Source organism: Sphingobium sp. YR768 (genome assembly GCF_900111125.1).
Taxonomy (GTDB): domain Bacteria; phylum Pseudomonadota; class Alphaproteobacteria; order Sphingomonadales; family Sphingomonadaceae; genus Sphingobium.
Window position 1 is genome coordinate 1 of the sequence record NZ_FOGE01000034.1, and the last position, 19,754, is coordinate 19,754.

22 protein-coding genes are annotated in these 19,754 nt (G+C 63.7%); 12 read left to right on the plus strand and 10 right to left on the minus strand.

Annotated elements, in window-relative coordinates; translation table 11 throughout:
* Positions 1–206: 206 nt before the first annotated feature.
* The 3 genes from BMX92_RS22895 to typA form a co-directional block, all read right to left on the minus strand.
* Positions 207–1,556: an LLM class flavin-dependent oxidoreductase gene (locus BMX92_RS22895; protein WP_093020867.1), complete on the minus strand. Its 1,350-nt coding sequence runs from the start codon at positions 1,554–1,556 to the stop codon at positions 207–209.
* A gap of 106 nt (positions 1,557–1,662) precedes the next feature.
* Entirely contained in the window at positions 1,663–1,833 is a 171-nt protein-coding gene (locus BMX92_RS27525; RefSeq protein WP_177185215.1) for a hypothetical protein, read from the minus strand.
* A 202-nt stretch (positions 1,834–2,035) separates the two neighbouring features.
* Positions 2,036–3,853, minus strand: coding sequence for a translational GTPase TypA (gene typA, locus BMX92_RS22900; RefSeq protein WP_093020869.1), 1,818 nt, complete (start codon positions 3,851–3,853; stop codon positions 2,036–2,038).
* A 155-nt stretch (positions 3,854–4,008) separates the two neighbouring features.
* On the opposite strand from typA, the gene BMX92_RS22905 reads away from it, so the two are divergent.
* The 11 genes from BMX92_RS22905 to grxD all read left to right on the plus strand — a co-directional run bounded on the left by BMX92_RS22905 (position 4,009) and on the right by grxD (position 14,035).
* The gene (locus BMX92_RS22905) at positions 4,009–5,241 is read left to right on the plus strand and encodes an aminotransferase class V-fold PLP-dependent enzyme (RefSeq protein WP_093020871.1); all 1,233 of its coding nucleotides are present in this window, start codon (positions 4,009–4,011) and stop codon (positions 5,239–5,241) included.
* A gap of 299 nt (positions 5,242–5,540) precedes the next feature.
* Positions 5,541–7,091 (plus strand): S10 family peptidase, encoded by a 1,551-nt coding sequence (locus BMX92_RS22910; RefSeq protein WP_093020873.1) that lies wholly within the window; start codon positions 5,541–5,543, stop codon positions 7,089–7,091.
* 146 nt (positions 7,092–7,237) lie between these two features.
* On the plus strand, positions 7,238–7,588 hold the full coding sequence (locus BMX92_RS22915; RefSeq protein WP_093020875.1) for a hypothetical protein: 351 nt from the start codon (positions 7,238–7,240) through the stop codon (positions 7,586–7,588).
* A gap of 47 nt (positions 7,589–7,635) precedes the next feature.
* Positions 7,636–8,301: a response regulator transcription factor gene (locus BMX92_RS22920; protein WP_093020877.1), complete on the plus strand. Its 666-nt coding sequence runs from the start codon at positions 7,636–7,638 to the stop codon at positions 8,299–8,301.
* Positions 8,302–8,487: 186 nt separating this feature from the next.
* Complete coding sequence (locus tag BMX92_RS22925) at positions 8,488–9,795, plus strand: sensor histidine kinase (protein WP_093020879.1); 1,308 nt, start codon at positions 8,488–8,490, stop codon at positions 9,793–9,795.
* 133 nt (positions 9,796–9,928) lie between these two features.
* Complete coding sequence (locus tag BMX92_RS22930; protein ID WP_093020881.1) at positions 9,929–10,615, plus strand: glutathione S-transferase family protein; 687 nt, start codon at positions 9,929–9,931, stop codon at positions 10,613–10,615.
* A gap of 242 nt (positions 10,616–10,857) precedes the next feature.
* Entirely contained in the window at positions 10,858–12,309 is a 1,452-nt protein-coding gene (gene leuC, locus BMX92_RS22935; protein ID WP_093020883.1) for a 3-isopropylmalate dehydratase large subunit, read from the plus strand.
* A gap of 109 nt (positions 12,310–12,418) precedes the next feature.
* Positions 12,419–13,015 carry a 3-isopropylmalate dehydratase small subunit gene (leuD, locus tag BMX92_RS22940; RefSeq protein ID WP_093020885.1) on the plus strand — a complete coding sequence of 199 codons (597 nt, stop codon included), beginning with the start codon at positions 12,419–12,421 and terminating at the stop codon, positions 13,013–13,015.
* 58 nt (positions 13,016–13,073) lie between these two features.
* Positions 13,074–13,397 carry a DUF1476 domain-containing protein gene (locus BMX92_RS22945; RefSeq protein ID WP_093020887.1) on the plus strand — a complete coding sequence of 108 codons (324 nt, stop codon included), beginning with the start codon at positions 13,074–13,076 and terminating at the stop codon, positions 13,395–13,397.
* Positions 13,398–13,410: 13 nt separating this feature from the next.
* Positions 13,411–13,644, plus strand: coding sequence for a BolA/IbaG family iron-sulfur metabolism protein (locus tag BMX92_RS22950; RefSeq protein ID WP_093020889.1), 234 nt, complete (start codon positions 13,411–13,413; stop codon positions 13,642–13,644).
* Positions 13,645–13,702: 58 nt separating this feature from the next.
* Positions 13,703–14,035, plus strand: a complete 333-nt coding sequence (grxD, locus tag BMX92_RS22955) for a Grx4 family monothiol glutaredoxin (protein WP_093020891.1) — start codon at positions 13,703–13,705, stop codon at positions 14,033–14,035.
* A 117-nt stretch (positions 14,036–14,152) separates the two neighbouring features.
* Here grxD and BMX92_RS28160 read toward each other — a convergent pair whose 3' ends face one another.
* On the minus strand, positions 14,153–14,278 hold the full coding sequence (locus BMX92_RS28160) for a hypothetical protein (RefSeq protein ID WP_256213567.1): 126 nt from the start codon (positions 14,276–14,278) through the stop codon (positions 14,153–14,155).
* A 380-nt stretch (positions 14,279–14,658) separates the two neighbouring features.
* A complete protein-coding gene (locus BMX92_RS22960; protein WP_093020893.1) occupies positions 14,659–15,975 on the minus strand; it encodes a hemolysin family protein in 1,317 nt (438 codons plus the stop codon).
* A gap of 150 nt (positions 15,976–16,125) precedes the next feature.
* Between BMX92_RS22960 and BMX92_RS22965 the strand changes: the two genes are divergently transcribed.
* Positions 16,126–16,806: an OmpA family protein gene (locus BMX92_RS22965; protein WP_093020895.1), complete on the plus strand. Its 681-nt coding sequence runs from the start codon at positions 16,126–16,128 to the stop codon at positions 16,804–16,806.
* A gap of 111 nt (positions 16,807–16,917) precedes the next feature.
* Here BMX92_RS22965 and BMX92_RS22970 read toward each other — a convergent pair whose 3' ends face one another.
* Genes BMX92_RS22970 through BMX92_RS22990 form a run of 5 tightly spaced genes read right to left on the minus strand, consistent with a single transcriptional unit; the run spans position 16,918 to position 19,670 of the window.
* Positions 16,918–17,538 carry a MarC family protein gene (locus BMX92_RS22970; RefSeq protein WP_093020897.1) on the minus strand — a complete coding sequence of 207 codons (621 nt, stop codon included), beginning with the start codon at positions 17,536–17,538 and terminating at the stop codon, positions 16,918–16,920.
* Positions 17,535–18,173: a YybH family protein gene (locus BMX92_RS22975; protein ID WP_093020899.1), complete on the minus strand. Its 639-nt coding sequence runs from the start codon at positions 18,171–18,173 to the stop codon at positions 17,535–17,537. Before BMX92_RS22975 ends, BMX92_RS22970 begins: the two co-directional genes overlap by 4 nt.
* The gene (folD, locus tag BMX92_RS22980; protein ID WP_093020901.1) at positions 18,170–19,066 is read right to left on the minus strand and encodes a bifunctional methylenetetrahydrofolate dehydrogenase/methenyltetrahydrofolate cyclohydrolase FolD; all 897 of its coding nucleotides are present in this window, start codon (positions 19,064–19,066) and stop codon (positions 18,170–18,172) included. Before folD ends, BMX92_RS22975 begins: the two co-directional genes overlap by 4 nt.
* Positions 19,063–19,386: a DUF167 domain-containing protein gene (locus tag BMX92_RS22985; protein WP_093020903.1), complete on the minus strand. Its 324-nt coding sequence runs from the start codon at positions 19,384–19,386 to the stop codon at positions 19,063–19,065. Before BMX92_RS22985 ends, folD begins: the two co-directional genes overlap by 4 nt.
* Positions 19,383–19,670, minus strand: coding sequence for a YggT family protein (locus BMX92_RS22990; RefSeq protein WP_093020905.1), 288 nt, complete (start codon positions 19,668–19,670; stop codon positions 19,383–19,385). The genes BMX92_RS22985 and BMX92_RS22990 overlap by 4 nt, the downstream gene beginning before the upstream one ends.
* Between the last annotated feature and the right edge of the window lie 84 nt (positions 19,671–19,754).

Sequence of the window (19,754 nt, forward strand, 5' to 3'; positions counted from 1 at the left end):
CATCGGATCGCTGCTCGATGCTTTCAGTCCCGCAGAATGCCGCAAATATCTCATCAATTCCGGATACGGATCAATCTGATGTCATCCGACTCTAGCATCGCCTGCGCCGAAAGGTTGGGATAGCCCCTTTCTCGACACGCGGGACAAAGATGGGGCCGCTCCGACCAGAGCAGCCCCCTTTCATGATCTGGCGGGGAACTCCGCGATCAGGCGGCGCTTTTCGCCTCTCGCGCGGCGGTGTAGCGATTGTCCGGCTCCGGCAGGCCCAGATGCGCGCGGAAAGTCGTGCCTTCATAATCCGTGCGGAACAGGCCGCGCGCCTGAAGGATCGGGATCACCTTGTCGACAAATTGCTCCAGTTGGCCCGGGAGCGGTTCGAACAGGACGAAGCCGTCGGCCGCGCCGCTTTCGAACCAGGCCTGCAACCGGTCGGCAACCGTCTCGGGCGACCCGACAAAGGCGCCGCGCGGCGTGGCCAGCCGCTCGGCGATTTGGCGCAGGGTCAGATTTTCCGCCCGCACCTCCGCCAATATGCGCAGCGTGCCGCTCTGCTGGCTGTTGAGGCCGATATGCTCGACATCCGGGAAGGGCGCATCGAGATCATATTGCCGGAAATCATGGTCGTTGAAGGTGCGCGACAGATAGCCAAGGCCGGTGTCGATCGATTCCAGCGCGGCGAGTTCGCGATAGCGTGCGTCCGCCTCCGCATCCGTATCGCCGACGATCGGCGCGATGCCGGGCAGGATGAACAGCTTGTCCGCGTCCCGGCCAAAGCCCTTCGCCCGCGCCTTCACATCGGCATAATAGGCCTGGCCGTCTTCCTGCGTGGCGGCGTGGGTGAAGATCACCTCCGCCCGGCGCGCGGCGAAGCTGCGGCCGTCGTCCGACGCGCCCGCCTGGAAGATGACCGGCTGGCCCTGCGGCGTGCGCTTGATGTTCAGCGGCCCGCGCACCTGGAAATGCTCGCCCTTATGGTCGAGGCGGTGGAGCCTGTCGGGATCGACGAACTGCCCCGTCTCTTTGTCAGCGACATGGGCGCCCGCTTCCCAGCTATCCCACAGCCCCTGCACCACATCCAGATATTCCGCCGCGATGCGATAGCGCACGGCATGGGCCGGATGCTCGGTCTTGCTGAAATTGGCGGCGGTATCGCCCAGCCAGCTGGTCACGACGTTCCAGCCGGCCCGCCCGCCGCTCAGATGATCGAGCGAGGCGAACTGGCGTGCGACGTTGAAGGGTTCGGAATAGCTGACCGTCAGGGTCGCGACCAGACCGATGCGCGACGTCGTCGCCGCCAGCGCCGACAGGATCGTGATCGGCTCGAACCGGTTGAGATAATGCGGGCTGGATTTCTCGTTGATGGAAAGGCTGTCGGCCACGAACAGGAAATCGAACTTGCCGCGTTCCGCGCTGGCCGCCTGCTGCTGATAATGGGACAAGCTGGTGCTGGCATTGCCATCGCGGTCGGGATGCCGCCAGTCGTTCCAGGTGCGTCCCACGCCGTGCAGGATGAAACCAAGCTTGATGTGCCGCTGCCCTAATATCTGCTCTGTCATGGACCTTGCCTTTCGATCTGATCTTGGACCGAAGGCTAGGCCGCCGCAAAGGCTGCTTCCAATGCGTTATGGTGGACCCGTTATGAGTTGAGCAAAAGGACCAGCGTCAGGATTTGGATTTCGGGCCTTCCTGCTTGGCCTTGTGCGCGGCCAGCAGCGCATCGATTTCAACAATGCGCAGACGCTGTGGGGTGTCCTTCGCCAAGCCCTTCAGCCGGCATTCGGCCCAGAGCGAACGCCGTTCGGCGGTAAGGGCCTTTAAATAGAGGTCGGCCATGATGATCCCATTTCCTTCTGGACTGTGATGACTTTGCTCTGACCCACACTGTCATTGCGAGCGCAGCGAAGCAATCTATGGCGCAGCATTGGATTGCTTCGCTGCGCTCGCAATGACGATTCAAATTGTTATCGTCACGCTCTGACGGAAAAGGGCCGGCGCCTCGCGACACCGGCCCTTTTCGAAACTTGTCTACCTTAAATCAGGCGGCCTTCGAACGGCTCATGCGCTTGCGCTCGTTCGGGTCCAGGTAGCGCTTGCGCAGACGGATGGTCTTGGGCGTCACTTCGACCATTTCATCATCGTCGATATAGGCGATCGCCTGTTCCAGCGTAGCCTTCTTCGGCGGGGTCAGGCGAACGGTGTCGTCCTTGCCGCTGGCGCGGAAGTTGGTCAGCGCCTTCGACTTCATCGGGTTGACTTCCAGATCTTCCGGCTTGGCGTTCTCGCCGACGATCATGCCTTCATACAGCGCTTCGCCCACGCCCACGAACAGGATGCCGCGTTCTTCCAGCGGACCCAGCGCATAGGCATTGGCTTCGCCAGCGCCGTTGGAGATCAGCACGCCGTTCTTGCGGCCTTCGATCTTGCCCTTGTGGGGGCCGTACTTCTCGAACAGGCGGTTCATGATGCCCGTGCCGCGCGTGTCGGACAGGAATTCGCCATGATAGCCGATCAGGCCGCGCGAGGGCGCGGAGAAGGTGATGCGGGTCTTGCCGCCGCCAGAGGGACGCATGTCGGTCATTTCCGCCTTGCGGATGTTCATCTTGTCGACGACCGTACCGGAAAATTCATCGTCCACGTCGATGACGACGGTTTCATAAGGCTCGGTCTTGGCGCCATTTTCGTCTTCGCCGAACAGCACGCGCGGACGCGAGATGCCCAGTTCAAAGCCTTCGCGGCGCATGGTTTCGATCAGAACGCCCAGCTGCAATTCGCCACGGCCGGCGACTTCGAAGCTGTCCTTGTCTTCCGATTCGGTCACCTTGATGGCGACGTTCGATTCGGCTTCGCGGGCCAGACGATCGCGGATCATGCGGCTCGTCACCTTGCTGCCTTCGCGGCCCGCCATCGGCGAATCGTTCACGGCAAAGCGCATCGACAGGGTCGGCGGATCGATCGGCTGGGCCTGGATCGGTTCGCTGACGGCGGTGTCGCAGATGGTGTTGGCCACGGTCGCAACGGCCAGACCGGCCAGCGAAATGATGTCGCCAGCCTTGGCTTCATCCACAGGCACGCGGTCCAGACCCTGGAACGACATGATCTTCGACGCGCGGCCGGTTTCGATGACGTTGCCGTCCATGTCGAGCGCGTGGATCGGCTGGTTGACCTTGACCGTGCCCGACTGGACGCGGCCGGTCAGGATACGACCCAGGAAGTTGTCGCGGTCGAGCAGCGTGACGAGGAAGCTGAACGGTGCGTCCTGATCCAGCGACGGCGCGGGCACATGGTCCACGATCTTCTGGAACAGCGGCTCCAGCGTGCCTTCGCGGCGCTGCGGGTCTTCGCTGGCATAGCCGTTACGGCCCGATGCGTAGAGGACCGGGAAGTCGAGCTGTTCGTCATTGGCTTCCAGCGTCACGAACAGGTCGAACACTTCGTCCAGCACTTCCTGGATGCGCTCGTCGGGACGGTCGACCTTGTTGACGACGACGATGGGCTTGAGGCCCAGCGCCAGCGCCTTGCCGGTCACGAACTTGGTCTGCGGCATCGCGCCTTCCGACGAATCGACCAGCAGGATCACGCCGTCGACCATCGAGAGGATGCGCTCCACTTCGCCGCCGAAGTCGGCGTGGCCGGGCGTGTCGACGATGTTGATGCGGGTGCCGTTCCATTCGACCGAGGTGGGCTTCGCCAATATGGTGATGCCCCGCTCCTTTTCCAGGTCGTTGCTGTCCATGGCGCGTTCTTCGACGCGCTGGTTGTCGCGGAAGGTGCCGGACTGGCGGAAAAGCTGGTCGACGAGGGTGGTCTTGCCATGGTCGACGTGCGCGATGATCGCGATATTACGCAGGGACATATTGTGCCTTCGGGATTCGGGTTCTCCCGGCCGGCACCACGCCTGTCCAGGACTATCGGGCGCGCCCCTACAGGAAATGATGCGATGCGGCAAGGGTCGGGTGGCGGATCGCCCTGCCCGATCCGTCCATCCCTGTGTCCAAGAAGGAGACGCCCATGACCGACAGCCCGCTGATCAGCCGCCGCACCCTGATGCAGGCCGCGGCCATCGCGGCCCCGCTGGCGCTGACGCCCGGCATGCTGAGCGCAGCCGGCAAGCCCGCGCTGCGCGACGCCATGCTGCTCGACCCGGCGATCCGCTATTTCAACGCCGCCAATATCGCACCGACCTTCCGCAGCGTGGCGGCGGTGCATGAAAGCGAAACCCGCGCCTTCCAGATGGACCCGTCGGTCGAGCGCCGCGCCCTCTATCCCAAGGCGGCCGATGCACTGCGCGCCCGAATCGCCGCGCGGCTGAATGTCACGGCGCAGGAAATCGCGCTGGTCCGCAATAGCAGCGAAGCGAACACCGTCGCCGTGCGCGGGCTGGCGCTCAAGGCTGGCGACCGGATCATCCTGACCGACCATAATCATCCCTCGACGTGGGATAGCTGGAAATTGCGGGCGGAGCGCGAAGGGCTGGACCTGCATGTCGTGTCGGTGCCGGTCGACGCCAAATCGCCGCAGCTATTGTTCGACAGCATCGCCGCCGCCGTGTCGCCCAATACGAAAGCGATCTTCCTCTCCCATATGAGCAATATCACCGGCATAATCTATCCGGTCGCGGAGATTGCGAAGCTGGCGCAGGCGAAGAATATCTGGCTGCATGCCGATGGCGCGCAGACCTTCGGCTGGATGCAGCTCGATCTCGCGGCGCTGGGCGTGGACAGCTATTCGGGCAGCACGCATAAATGGCTGATGGGGCCGCTGGAAGGCGGCATGCTCTATGTGAAGCAGGAACGGCAGGCGGAACTCCAGCCGATCATGATGAGCCATGGCTATTGGCTGACCGACGAAGCGAACCTGAACACCGCCCAGAAATATGAAATTTCGGGCCAGCGCGACGACCCCAAGCTGATGGCGATCGCCGCGACGCTGGACGTGCTGGACGGCGTGGGCGACGCGGCGATGGATCAGGCCGTGCGCCAGCGTGCAGCCTCCATGCGGCAGGCGATCGCGGGCGTTTCCGGCACCCGCCTGTTCGGTAGCGGCGCGGCGGCAATCACCGGCCCGGTCATCACCGTCGCCTTCCCCGGCAAGGACGTGACTGCTCTTCGCGCGAAACTGTGGCAGGCGAAGATCGCCACCGCCGCATCGAAACTGGAAGGCGGCGCCATCCGCTTCTCCCCACATATCTATAATAGCGACGATGATGTGGCTGCGGCGATCGAGGGGCTAAGGCGGGGTTGAGGCTCCTCCTCCCTTGTGGGGGAGAAGGATATGAAGCCTTATCGCATAGCGACTAGGCGGAGTTAGATGAGGGGGATTGGCGCGATGTCGCCTTATTCCGGCGACGCTGCATCCCCCTCACCAGCTACGACTAGGCAGCAAGCTGCGAAGTCTGCGCAGCCCTCTCCCCAAGGGGGGAGAGGGATCAAAGCCCCCTTGCTTTACACCAGTCAAATTGCCCCTTGCCCCACGGGTCGACCTTTCTATGGTGCGGCGCGTCGCCAATAATATAGCATATCCCTGCAAGGAGCCTTCCCCCCATGCGGTTTGCCGCCACCCTTTCCTTCGCCTCCCTCATCGCCCTCGCCGCCCCGGCCCTCGCGCAGAAGGACGCGCCCGACGCCGCGAAACAACATGCCGACAAGATCGCCGGAGAGGTCGCCGCCAACTGGGCCAGCGCCCCGGTCGAGGAAGTGACGCAGAGCAGCAAGGGCACCGCCCATGTCGATGGCAAGGCGATCCCCTACACCCAGACCGCCGGCACGCTCACCATCCGCGATGCCCAGGGCAAGCCGGTCGCCAGCATGTTCTACACCGCCTACACGGCCGAAGGTAAGAACCGCCCCGTCACCTTCCTCTATAATGGCGGCCCCGGTTCCTCCTCGCTGTGGCTGCGCATGGGCAGCTTTGCGCCGGAACATGTGCGCACCGGCAATCCCGAAGCGGTCAGGCCCGCCCCTTTCGACGTCGGCCCGAATAATGACAGCCTGATCGGCAGCACCGACATGGTCTATCTCGACACGATCGGGTCGGGCTATTCGCGCATATTGGGCGATGCGAAGCCGTCCGACTTCTACAGCGTCGATGGCGATGTAGATGCCTTTGCCAAGGCGATCATCCGTTACACGACGAAAAATGGCCGCTGGGCATCCCCCAAATATATTTTCGGCGAAAGCTATGGCACGACCCGGTCGGGCGCACTCGCCTATCAACTCGAAGATCGCGGGCTGGCGCTGAACGGCGTGGTGCTGCTGTCGTCGATCATGAATTACGGCATCCGCCAGTCGGGCTTCGATGCGATCCATGTCGGCTATCTGCCCAGCTATGCCGCGACCGCCTGGTATCATAACCGCGTCCCCGGCGGCCGCCCCGCCAGCCTGGAAGCCTTTATCGAGGAAGCCCGCATCTTCGCCAACGGTCCCTATGCCACGGCGCTGCTCAAGGGATCCGACCTCAGCGCGGAAGAGACGGATCAGATCGCCCAGCAATTGAGCCGCTTCACCGGCCTGTCGGTCGATTATCTCAAGCGCGCCAATCTGCGCGTCAGCCTGTCCCGTTTCCGCAAGGAATTGCTGCGTGACGGGCATGAGACGATCGGCCGTTTCGACAGCCGCTACAAGGGCATTGATGCCGACGCAGCGGGCGAGGAACCGGAATTCGACCCGTCCAGCACCGGCATCACCGGCCTTTATGTCGGCAGCTTCCTGGACCAGCTGACCAACAAGATCGGCTACAAGACCGACCTCGACTATCGCCTGAGCGCGCGCGAAGGCGGCGACTTCAAATGGGACTGGAGCCATTCGCCCCCGGAAGGCGGCAAGCAGAATGTCGCCGACGTGACCGCCGACCTTTCCGCCGCGATGCGCACCAACCCGCATATGCGCGTGCTGTCCTTGAACGGCTGGTATGACATGGCAACGCCCTTCTTCTCGACCGAGCGGGACCTCAAGCACATGATGCTGGAACCGGCGCTGCGCCAGAATCTCCAGTTCAAATATTATCCGGCGGGCCACATGGTCTATCTGAATCCGGAAGCGCTGCACCAGATGCGGCTGGATATGGAACGCTATTACGCGGAGGGCGCGCGCTAACCTTCCCCTTCCCCAGGACAGTTGCACCCTGCCATCATATCGCCATGGCAGGGTGCATTCGAAGCGAAGGGATGGGGTCGCGATTTCGGACGGCTGACGGAGAAAGGAGGGCGCGCTATTCTGCGCCCTCATTCACCACCTGTTCAATGCCTTTCGTCTATGCCATGCCCATGATGATGAAGAGGAAGAGCCTGACTCGCTTTCTGACACCGGCGATCACGGCCGCACTTGCCATGGCCCTGATGGCGCCCGCCGCCGACGCCGGCAATCGCCGTGACGAACAGGATGCCGCGCGCCGGGCGATGCTGGACGGACAGGTCATGCCATTTGCCATGATCAAGCGCCGGGTCGACGCGGCCGTGAACGGCGCCACTTATGTCGGCAGCGAATTCAACCCCTCCGCCAACCGATACCGCCTGAAATATGTGAAGGACGGCAAGGTGGTGTGGGTTGATGCCGACGGCCGGACAGGCGATATCATCGGCATGGCGCGCTGACCCGCGCGCCCGCCAGACATATTCATAACAGAAACGGACTAAGCCCCATGCGCCTGCTGATCGTCGAGGATGAACCGAATCTGGGCCAGCAGCTCAGGAACACGCTGGAGGGCGCGGGCTATGCCGTGGACCTCGCCACCGATGGCGAGGATGGGCATTTCCTGGGGTCCACCGAAAGCTATGACGCGGTGGTGCTGGACCTGGGCCTGCCCACGATCGACGGCCTGACCGTGCTGGACCGCTGGCGCAAGGAAGGCCGCGCTTTCCCTGTGCTGGTCCTCACCGCGCGTGATAGCTGGTCGGACAAGGTGGCCGGGCTGGATGCCGGCGCGGACGATTATCTCGCCAAGCCCTTCCAGAGCGAGGAACTGATCGCCCGCCTGCGCGCGCTCATCCGCCGCGCGTCCGGCAATGCGTCGAGCGAACTGATCGCCGGCGACGTGCGGCTCGACACCCGGTCGGGCAAGGTGACGCTCAAGGGCGACCCGGTAAAGCTGACCGCACAGGAATATAAGCTCCTCTCCTACCTGCTCCATCACAAGGGCAAGGTGGTCAGCCGCACTGAATTGATCGAACATATTTACGATCAGGATTTCGACCGCGATTCCAACACGATCGAAGTGTTCGTGACGCGCATCCGCAAGAAATTGGGCGCCGACGTCATCACCACCATCCGCGGCCTTGGCTACAGCCTGGACGAGCCGGGGCGGTAATCACATCTGCCTCCTCCCCCGTTCGCCCTGAGCGAAGTCGAAGGGCGTGGCTGAGCGGAGGCGAAGCCACTTCGCTTCGCTCAGTGATGGGCTTCGACTTGGCTCAGCCCGAACGGGAATGAGGGAAATATGACCGACCCCGCATCCCCTCCCCCCGTCCGCTCCACCGGCTCCATCAGCCGGCGGATGATCGGCATTGCCGCACTGTGGATCAGCGTGCTGCTGATCGGCGGGGGCGTGGCGCTGGACCGGGTGCTGTCGGACGCGATCACGCGCAATTTCGACGACGGCATGAATTATGTGCTGACCGCGATGATCGCCGCGTCGGAAATCGGCCCGGACGGCGAAGTGCTGTTCAATCGCGAACTGGCCGACCAGCGCTTTTTGGAGCCCAATAGCGGCCTTTATTACCAGATCAGCGCCAAGGGACATGAGGACTGGCGCTCCCGCTCGCTATGGGACCGGGCATTGAAGGCCCCGGCCGAACATCATGACCGGCAGCTTCACGTCTATAACAGCAAGCAGTTTCCGGGCGAAGATCTGCGCATCATGGAACGGACGGTGCTGCTGCCCGGCTCCAACACGCGCTGGCTGTTCATGGTGGCGCAGGCGCGCGAAGGGCTGGACGGACAGATCAAGACGCTCCGCGCCACGCTGTTCAACAGCTTCGCGCTGCTGGCGCTGGGCCTGTTCGTGCTGGCGACGATCCAGACCATCTATGGCCTGCGCCCGCTGCGCAAGGTGCGGCTGGAAATCATCAAGATGCGCGACGGGCAGAAGAGTCGCGTCACCGAAGCCATGCCGGCCGAAGTGCTGCCCATGGTCGAGGAGCTGAACGCCCTGCTCGCCCATAATGAGCGGCAGGCGGAGGAAGCCCGCACCCATGCCGGCAATCTCGCCCATGCGCTCAAGACGCCGCTGACCGTCATCATGAACGCCGCCACCGCGCAGGCCCCGGACCTGGGCGATGCGGTGATCCGCGAGGCGACGACGATGCGGCGGCAGGTCGACCATCACCTCGCCCGTGCCCGCGCCGTCGGCCGACGCGGCGCGGCGCAGAGCCGCGCCGAAGTCTGGGCCAGCCTCACCGCCGTCGAGCGCGCGGTCCAGCGCCTTTATCCCGACGCCCGCGTCGACATGGACGGCGACAAGGACGCCGCCGTCCGCGTCGAGCGGCAGGATCTGGACGAAATGCTGGGCAACCTCATAGAGAACGCGGCCAAATATGGCGGCGGCAGCGTGTTCGCCACGGTCGTGGCGCGCGCAGGCGGCATGGTCGAGATACAGGTGGAGGATGACGGCATGGGCATCCCCGAAGCCGACCGCGTCCGCATCTTCGACCGCGGCGTCCGCCTCGATTCGGGCAAGCCGGGCACCGGCCTCGGCCTCGCCATCGTGCGCGACGTGGCGGAAATCTACGGCGGGTCGGTGATGCTTGAAGAAAGCGAGGATCTGGGCGGATTGCTGGTGCGGTTGCGGCTGCCGGCGGCATAGAGGCAGGCGCCCACTGATCTGCCCGCTCGCACTCATAAGCTCAGCTTGTCAGACCCATGGATCGTTCCGCCTGTCAGGCCGTTCCCCGATGCGCTAAGCGGCGCACCGCATGCATAGATGGGGAGTTTGATCGATGGCCTACATACTGATCACCGCCAACCGCAATTACAGCAGTTGGTCGCTGCGCCCATGGGTGCTGATGAAGGCGCTGGGCCTCCCGTTCGAGGACCGGATCGAACCCTTCGCCAGCGCCACCAATTATGCCGCCTTTCGTAGCTTTTCCCCCACCGGTCAGGTGCCTGCGCTGCTCGACGGGAATCGCACCGTCTGGGATTCACTTGGCATCATCCTCTATCTGGCCGATCGCCATCCCGGCGTCTGGCCGGGGGACGAAGCCGCGCGCGCCTTTGCCCAATGCGCGACGGCCGAAATGCACAGCGGCTTTTCCACGCTGCGCAACGACTGCACCATGAATGTCGGCGTCCGGGTGGAGCCGCATCTCCACTCCCCTGCCCTCAACCGGGATATCGCCCGGCTGCGCGAAGTGTGGGAACAGGGGCTGGACCGGTTCGGCGGGCCGTTCCTCGCTGGCCGGACCTTCACCGCGATCGACGCCTTCTACGCGCCCGTTGCCTTTCGCGTACGCACCTATGGGCTCGACGTCGGCCCGGTCGCGCAGGGCTGGGTCGATCATATGCTGGCTCACCACGCCATGCAGCAGTGGGAAGCCGAAGCGCTGGCCGAGACATGGCGCGAAGAGAGCCATGAGGCGGAAATCGGCGCTGCTGGGCGCATCGTGGAAGACTATCGGGCAGTGTAATCGTTGGTCTGGAAAATGCGCGAAAGAGCGCATTTTCGATGCGGCACCGGCCCACACCCCCACCCGACCTCCCATTAGGATACCATGTCTGGGCTGTCGGGTGGGGGTGCGGGCCGGTGCGGCAGCCTTCGCTGCCAGCCGAATAGCCTGTAACATTCTTGCCCGGTTGAAAGGAAAAACAGGTTAAATCGGTCGTTCACCCCCTTTCCCGATCTGCCCGACGGGTCTAGGGGGAGGACATTATGGTCAAGCCACGCACTCTGTACGAAAAGATCTGGGACGCGCACGTTGTCGAACGGCGTCCTGACGGCACCTGCCTCATCTATATCGACCGCCACCTCGTCCATGAAGTGACGAGCCCGCAGGCGTTCGAGGGGCTGCGCCTTGCCGGCCGCAAGGTGCGCCGGCCCGATCTGACCCTTGCGGTGCCCGATCATAACCTGCCCACCACGCCGCGCCGCGACGCGGATGGCCATCGCATTCCGATTGCCGATCCGGAAAGCGCGCAGCAGCTCGCCGCGCTGGAGCGCAATGCGCCCGAATTTGGCGTGCGCCTGATCGGCGACGCGGACCGGGAACAGGGCATCGTCCATGTCGTGGGACCGGAACAGGGCTTCACCCTGCCCGGCACGACTCTGGTCTGCGGCGACAGCCACACCAGTTCGCACGGCGCGCTGGGCGCGCTGGCCTTCGGCATCGGCACATCTGAAGTCGAACATGTGCTGGCCACCCAGACATTGCTGCTCAAGCAATCCAAGACCATGGCTGTCGTGGTCGATGGCGAACTGGCGCCCGGCGTCACGGCCAAGGATGTCGCGCTGGCGATCTGCGGCACCATCGGCACGGCGGGCGGCACCGGCTATGTCATGGAATATCGCGGTTCCGTATTCCGCGACATGTCGATCGAGGGTCGACTGACCGTAGCCAACATGTCGATCGAAGCGGGCGCGCGCTCGGGCCTGTTCGCCCCTGACGAAAAGACCTTCGCCTATATTCAGGGCCGGCCGATGGCGCCCAGGGGCGCGGATTTCGAAGCGGCCGTCGCCTGGTGGAAGGCGCTCGTCACCGATGAGGGCTCCGTCTTCGACAAGACGGTGGTGATCGACGCCGCCGATATCGTCCCCACCGTCACCTGGGGCACCAGCCCGGAAGATGTGGTGGCCGTGACCGGCGTGGTCCCCGATCCGCAGAGCTTTGCCGACCCGTCCAAGCAGGCGGCGGCGCAGAAGTCGCTCGACTATATGGGCCTGACCGCCGGGCAAAAGATGGCCGACGTCGCGATCGAGCATATCTTCATCGGCAGCTGCACCAACAGCCGGATCGAGGATCTGCGCGCTGCTGCTGCCCTGCTGAAGGGGCGGCATATCGCGTCGGGCATCAAGCATGCCATGGTCGTGCCGGGCTCCGGCCTCGTCAAGGAAATGGCCGAGTCCGAAGGGCTGGATCGCATCTTCCTGGACGCCGGTTTCGAATGGCGCGAGCCGGGCTGTTCGGCCTGCCTGGGCATGAACCCGGACAAGGTGCCCGCGGGCGAACGCTGCGCATCGACCAGCAACCGCAATTTCATGGGCCGTCAGGGGCCGGGATCGCGCACCCATCTGGTGTCGCCCGAAATGGCGGCGGCAGCGGCCATCACTGGCCGGCTGACCGACGTTCGGGAACTGCTGAATAACAAAGAGGGGCTGGTCGCATGAAGAAGATTTTCTGGCTGCTGACGCTGGGCGCTTTGGCCAGCGCGGCGATGGCCGCGACGCTGGGTCGCGCCGAAGACACACCGGCGCCGCAGGTGAAGAAGGTTCACTGATGGACAAGCTGACCACCGTCGAAGGCGGCGCCTATCCGTTCGGGATGAAGAATGTCGACACCGACATCGTCATCCCGGCGCATTGGCTCAAGACCATTTCCCGCAATGGCCTGGGGCGCGGCGCGTTCGAAGTGCTGCGCAAGGAACCGGGCAATGTCTTTGACGATCCCGCCTATGCCGGCAGCCCGATCCTGATCGCAGGCGACAATTTCGGTTGCGGATCGAGCCGCGAACATGCCGCCTGGGCGCTCGGCGACCTCGGCATCAAGGTGGTGATCGCGCCCAGCTTTTCCGACATCTTTTCCGGCAACGCCTTCAAGAACGGCATTTTGACCGTGGTCCTGCCGCAGGACGCGGTCGATCGGCTGCTGGAAGTGGCGAAGACCGATCCGATTCATGTCGATCTGGAAGCACAGACCGTGACCACCCAGTTTCAGGATCGCTTCAGCTTCGAAATCGATCCGTTCCGCAAACATTGCCTGCTGGGCGGGCTGGATGAAATCGGCCTGACGCTGGACGACGTCGATGTGATCGACAGCTATGAGGCGAAAGTCGCGCAGGATCGCCCGTGGATCGTCCCCGCCGCCGTTGCGTAATTCCCCGCTTCTGCCTATCTCTTGGTCCAGAACCGATTTGCAACAGGGCTTTTGACGCATGACCACCTTCGACGATCGCGAAAAGGCGTTCGAAAACATGTTCGCCCATGATCAGGAAATGGAATTCCGCATTCAGGCGCGCCGCAACCGCCTGCTGGGTGAATGGGCCGCTGCGAAGATGGGCCTGACCCCGGAAGAAACCGACGCCTATGCCAAGGCAGTGGTGCAGGCCGATTTCGAGGAAGCGGGCGACGAAGACGTCATCCGCAAGCTGGTGGGGGACATGACCTCGGCCGGCATCGATATCGATGAGCCCGGCGTGCGGGCCGCGCTGGAAGAGCAGGCGGTGATCGCCCGCCGCATGTTCATCGAAGCACAGTAAGGCAACCCGAACGATGCCGATGGCTGCTGACGATATTGCGGACATGATCCGCGCCGCCATTCCCGATGCGCAGGTCGAGATTACCGACCTGGCCGGCGATGGCGATCATTATGCGGCGAAGGTCGTGGCGGAGAGCTTTCGTGGCCTCAGCCGCGTCGCACAGCAGCGGGCCGTCTATGCCGCGCTGGGCGGCCGCATGGGCGGCGTGCTCCACGCCTTGCAACTGACCACCGCCGTTCCCAATTAACGGCCCAGAGATTCGCGTCCGGCCATGCGGGACGCCAGACAGGAATGGAAATTTTCACATGACCGACGCCGTGCAGCAGCGGATCGCCGAGATCGTCAAGGGCAGCGACGTGCTGCTTTTCATGAAGGGCACCCCGCTTTTCCCCCAGTGCGGCTTTTCCAGCCGCGCCATCGCGATCCTGGAGCATCTGGGCGTGACCTATGAAACGGTCGACGTGTTGCAGGATCAGGCGATCCGTCAGGGCATCAAGGCCTTTTCCGACTGGCCGACCATCCCCCAGCTCTATGTGAAGGGCGAATTTGTCGGCGGCAGCGACATCATGATGGAAATGTATGAAGCGGGCGAATTGAGCCAATTGATGGCCGATCAGGGCATAGCAGCCACGAACTGATCCGCTTCGGGTTGAGAATATGTAGGGCGGTCCGGGCTTCCGGGCCGCCTTTTTCTTGGGTGGAGCAAGCGAATTGCGGTCAATCAGCTTTTTGCAAGCAATCGATGGAAAGCGGACTTAGATGTCCATTCGCCAATAGCCTCGAAAAACGAAAAACATCTGTATCACTGCCGCCGCCGCAAAAAGCACCGTTGCCACATTCATGGCAACATCACCAAAATCAGCTGCGAAGATGCCAACCATCAAAAATATCCAAGCGGGCAGCCCAATACAGATCGTGTAGAGCTTTACCCATGTAGGCTGGACAGACCAATGAGCAGCTTCGAGTGTCTATGGGTTATCGTCATTTTTCAGCCAACTCATCCAGCTATCTTGCACAGCCACGCAGCGGCCGCAATTGGCGACAAGATAGCCTTCTCTAACTGACCGCAAATGGTCGTGAACTGATTTTTTCATCGTCTTGCCAGCGCAAGCTGGCATCTCAGGCGATGGCGCGAAACAGTTGAGCGTGGCGCTTACCCAAGCCTATCCCGCCATCGCCTGAGACCCCAGCTTTCGCTGGGGTGACGGGAAAGTCGATCTCCGAAGACGTCTGGCTGATCTCCAATGATCGCTCAGCCCCCTCAGCGGGCGGCCACCAGCAGCTTGTCGATCTTGCGGCCGTCCATGTCGACGATCTCGAAACGCCAGCCCTGATCCTCGGCATAGTCGCCCACTTCCGGCAGGCGCTTGAGCAGCCACAAAGCGTGGCCCGCCACGGTGGCATAGTCGCGGTCTTCGGACAGGTTGATGTCGATCCGCTCGGCCAGCTGGTCGATCGGCATCTGGCCTGACACCAGCAGGCTGCCATCCTCCCGCTCGACCATGTCCGGTTCGTCATAGGCGTCGCGGTCGGACACGAAATGGCCGGCGATGGCGGACAGCAGGTCGGCCGGGGTCACGATCCCTTCGAAATGGCCATATTCGTCATGCACCATCACCATCGGCACGTCGGACCGGCGCAGCACTTCCAGCGCGTCCATCGCATCGACTTGATCAGGCACCACTTCCGCCCGGCGCATCAGCGCTTCCAGATCAAGCGATTCGCCCCGAAACAACGCGGTCATGATGTCGCGCGCCTGCACGATGCCAATGATGTCCTCGACCGATCCGCGCCCCACCGGCAGGCGGGTGTGCGGCGTATCGAGCAGGCGAGCGCGAATCGTCGCCTCGTCAGCAGCGATATCGATCCAGTCGACATCCATGCGCTGGGTCATCACCTCGCGCACCGGGCGGTCGGCCAGCCGCACCACGCCCGAAATGATCGCCCGTTCGCTTTCCTCGATCACGCCGGACTTGCTCGCCTCGGCGACGATCAGATGCAGTTCCTCGGCGGTGACATGGCTTTCCGATTCGCGGGCGAGCCCCAGCAGCTTGAAGATCAGGCTGCTCGATGCATCCAGCACCCAGACGACGGGCGCGGTAATCTTGGACAGCCACAGCATCGGCGTCGCCACCACCAGCGCGATCGGCTCCGGCTTGCGCAGCGCGAACTGCTTGGGCACCAGCTCGCCCACGATCAGCGAGGCATAGGTGGTCAGGCCAATGACCAGCGCGAAGCCGGCATTTTCCGCCATGTTGGGCGACAGGCCCAGCATTTCCAGCCGCTCGCCGGTCGGTCCGCCCAGGCTGGCGCCCGAATAGGCGCCCGATATGATGCCTATCAGGGTGATGCCGATCTGGACCGTCGACAGGAACTTGCCTGGATCGGCCGCCAGTTCCAGCGCGGTGCGGGCGCCGCTGCGCCCCGCTTTTTCCAGCGCCTGAAGCCGGGGCCGGCGCGCGGACACGATCGCCAGTTCGGACATAGCGAACACGCCATTGATGGCGACGAGCGCCAGAATGATGATGAGGTCGACCCAGGGAAAGGGCGTCGGATTATGGGGGATGTTCGTGGCCATGGTGGTCAGTTCCCACCTATAACCCCGAATCTTTCAATTTCACAACATCGCCATCATCATGAGTTCAGTTCGGTTGTGGAACAAACGCTTCAACTCGGCCATTGAGGGGGGCATCCGCCCCGGCGGACGAGAAGACAAGGGAACAGGACAATGAGGATTTCTACCCGCATCATGGGCGCAGCCGGTCTGGCCGCGATGCTTGCCACCACCGCCTGCACCACCGACCCGCAGACGGGTCAGCGCAGCATTTCCAAGGCCGCGATCGGCGGCATTGGCGGCGCGCTGGGCGGCTATCTGCTGGGCGATCTGGTCGGCGGGCGGCGCGACCGCACCGAAAAGATTTTGGGCGCGGGTATCGGCGCGGTCGCAGGCGCGGGCATCGGCGCCTATATGGACGCACAGGAACGCAAGCTGCGCGAACAGACGGCCGGCACCGGCGTGGACGTGATTCGCGATGGCGACAATCTGCTGCTGCGCATGCCGTCCGGCATCACCTTCGCCTATAACAAGGCGGACGTGCAGCCCCAGTTCCAGCCGACCCTGAACGAAGTCGCATCGGTTCTGGCGCAATATCCCAAAACCTATATCGACGTGCTGGGCCACACCGACAGCGACGGCTCCGACGCCTATAACCAGACGCTGTCCGAACGGCGCGCCCAGTCGGTCGCCGATTATCTGGTGAGCAAGGGCGTGCAGTCGGCCCGCCTCGCCACGCGCGGCTATGGCGAAAGCCAGCCGATCGCCTCCAACGCGACCGAAGAAGGCAAGGCCGCCAACCGCCGCGTCGAAATCAAGATCGCGCCGGTAACGGAAGGCGACGTGCGCGGATAAGTGAAAGGGCTAGGGCCTGTCCGGAGCGATATTCCGGACGGGCTCTTCCTTTCTGCCCGTCGCCCTGAGCGAACGGGTTGAAAGGCAATCTCAACTTAACGCGCGACGCCCCTAGAAACTCGCCTTAATCCCGTCGATCACGAACTGCGCGGCCAGAGCGGCTAGCAGCACGCCCAGCAGGCGGGTGATGACCGCCTCGATCTTGCGGCCCAGCAGCGCCATCAGCGGCCCGGCGGCAAGCAGCGATCCCAGCATCAGCGCCAGCGTCAGCACCACCGCGCCCAGCACCACGGCGCGCTCCGCCATGCCATTGGCGCGCGACATCAGCAGCATGACGGTGGCGATCGATCCCGGCCCGGCGATCATCGGCATCGCCATGGGGAAGACCGACACATCCTCCACATGCGGTTCTTCGGTGCTGATCTTGTTGGCCCGGTCCTCGCGCCGCTGGGTGCGCTTTTCGAACACCATGTCCATCGCGATCATGAACAGCATGATACCGCCCGCGATGCGGAAACTGTCGAGCGCGATGCCCAGCACGCCCAGCAACTGCTTGCCCCACAGGGCGAAGACCAGCAGGATCGCCGCCGCGATGCCGACCGCGCGGATCGCCATCGCCCGGCGCTGCGCCTGACTGGCGCCGGACGTCAGGCTGGCATAGATGGGCGCGCAGCCCGGCGGGTCGATCACCACGAACAGGGTGACGAAGGCGGAGAGGAACAGGGCTGTCATGATCCGGCCTTCACCTCATCATCGATCACGGTTTCATAAGTGGTGCCGGTCCATATCTTCACGGTGACGCGGCGGCTATTGTCGGCGGCGACATCGGCGCTCCAGACCAGACTTTCGTCGGGCGGCGGCGGGGCACCCTTCACCGGCGGGCCTTCGGGGCGCGGGCCGCCCTTGCAGGTGGCGACCTTGCCGGTCAGGAATTCAGGGGCTTCCCGCGCGGTGGCGAGCGTGTCGCCATGGTCGAGAATCCAGTGCCAGCGCCCCTTCTTGTCGCGGCGCCACAGGGTGGTGAAATAGCCGACCGAGCCGTCCGGCCGCTTCCAGTTGCCGGTGCTGGCGGCCAGATTGCCGTCGCAGGAGACATAGACGATCGAAGGCGACCATGTCACCGATGCAGGCGGATCGGCCTGTTTGCGCAACCAGTCCTGCGCCAGCACCTTCTGCGGCACGAACATCACCGCATCGTCAGCGGCGGTTTCGCGAAAGGCGGTCCATTGCCCCTTCTGCTGCGCCAGCCGGTTGAAGGCGATTTCCGCGGCGATCACGCTGCTGGGATCGGGCTGGAACCGCAGCGGCGGCTTCGCAGCAACCAGTGCCACGGCCGCCAATGTCAGCAGGGCCAGCCGCGCCTTCACAGACCCTCGGGCTTTGCAAAGCCCGCGCGGGCATGGGCGGCGACCAGCGTATTGCGCAGCAGCACCGCGATCGTCATCGGCCCGACGCCGCCGGGGACCGGGGTGATGGCGCGGACATGGGCCAGCGCTTCGGCCGTGGCGACGTCACCGACGATGCGGCTCTTGCCCTCATCCTCCACATCGGCGACGCGGTTGATGCCGACGTCGATCACGGTCGCGCCCGGCTTGATCCATTCGCCCTTGACCATTTCCGCGCGGCCCACGGCGGCGACGACGATGTCGGCGCGGTGGACGACGCTGGCCAGATCATGGGTGCGGCTGTGCGCGATGGTGACGGTCGCGTTTTCGGCCAGCAGCAGCTGCGCCATGGGCTTGCCGACGATGTTGGAGCGGCCGACGACGACAGCCTCCAGCCCGGACAGGTCGCCCAGTTCATCCTTCAGCAACATGATGCAGCCCATCGGCGTGCAGGGCACCAAAGCCTCCTGCCCCGTGGCCAGGCGGCCGGCATTGACGACATGGAAGCCGTCCACATCCTTGGACGGGTCGATCGCGGCGATCACGGCGGCTTCGTCAATATGTTTGGGCAGCGGCAACTGCACCAATATGCCGTCGATCCGGTCATCCTGATTCAGTTCCTCGATCAGGTCGAGCAGGTCGTCCTCGCCGATGCTGTCCGGGCGCTTGAATTCGAAGCTGTCCATGCCGACCGCGACGGTCATCTTGCCCTTGGATCGGACATAGACGCTGCTGGCCGGGTCTTCGCCCACCAGCACCACGGCCAGACCCGGCTTGCGCCCGGCCCGCTCCACGAAGCCGGTGACGCCAATGGCAATCTTGTCGCGCAATCCTGCCGCGAACGCCTTGCCGTCGATGAGCTTGCCGATGGTCATGTCACTTCTACCCAATTTTCGAGGAGGCCGGTCAGGCGCGCCAGAGCGCCGCCACCGCCGATGATCCGCAGCCGCTTTAGCCGGTTGGTGTCGCCCGATTCCAGCAAAATCGCGCCCCTGGGCCAATCCAGCCGTTTCGACAGTAGCGCGATCAGCGCATCATTGGCACGCCCCTTTTCCGGCACGGCGCGGACACGGGCGGACAGCCAGTGCGCGCCATGCGCATCGGTCCAGCTGCCGCCTATGTCTTCCTTCGCCGATCCGGGGGTCAGCCGGACGCTCAGCAGCAGGTCGTCGCCCGCCTGCGTCCAGACGCTCACATCAGGAAGAGCGGCGGCAGGATCGCGCGGCGGATGATGACGATGCCGATCAGCACGACCATGGGCGACAGGTCGAGCGCGCCCAGATCGGGCATGATCCGGCGGATCGGCGCATAGATGGGCGCGGTGATCCGGTCGAGCGCGACCCAGATGGCGCGCACGAAATCATTGGACAGGTTAACGATGTTGAAACCGACCAGCCAGCTCATGACGCCATGGGCGATAACGATCCACAGCAGCACGGTCAGCAGGATGTCGATGATCTGATAGAGCGCGTAGGCCACAGGGGTCTCCAAATATGCGTGAAGGCCGCTCTAGCCGAAGAGGCCGCACCGCGACAACTATGGTGCGACGCAAAATCCACCAAC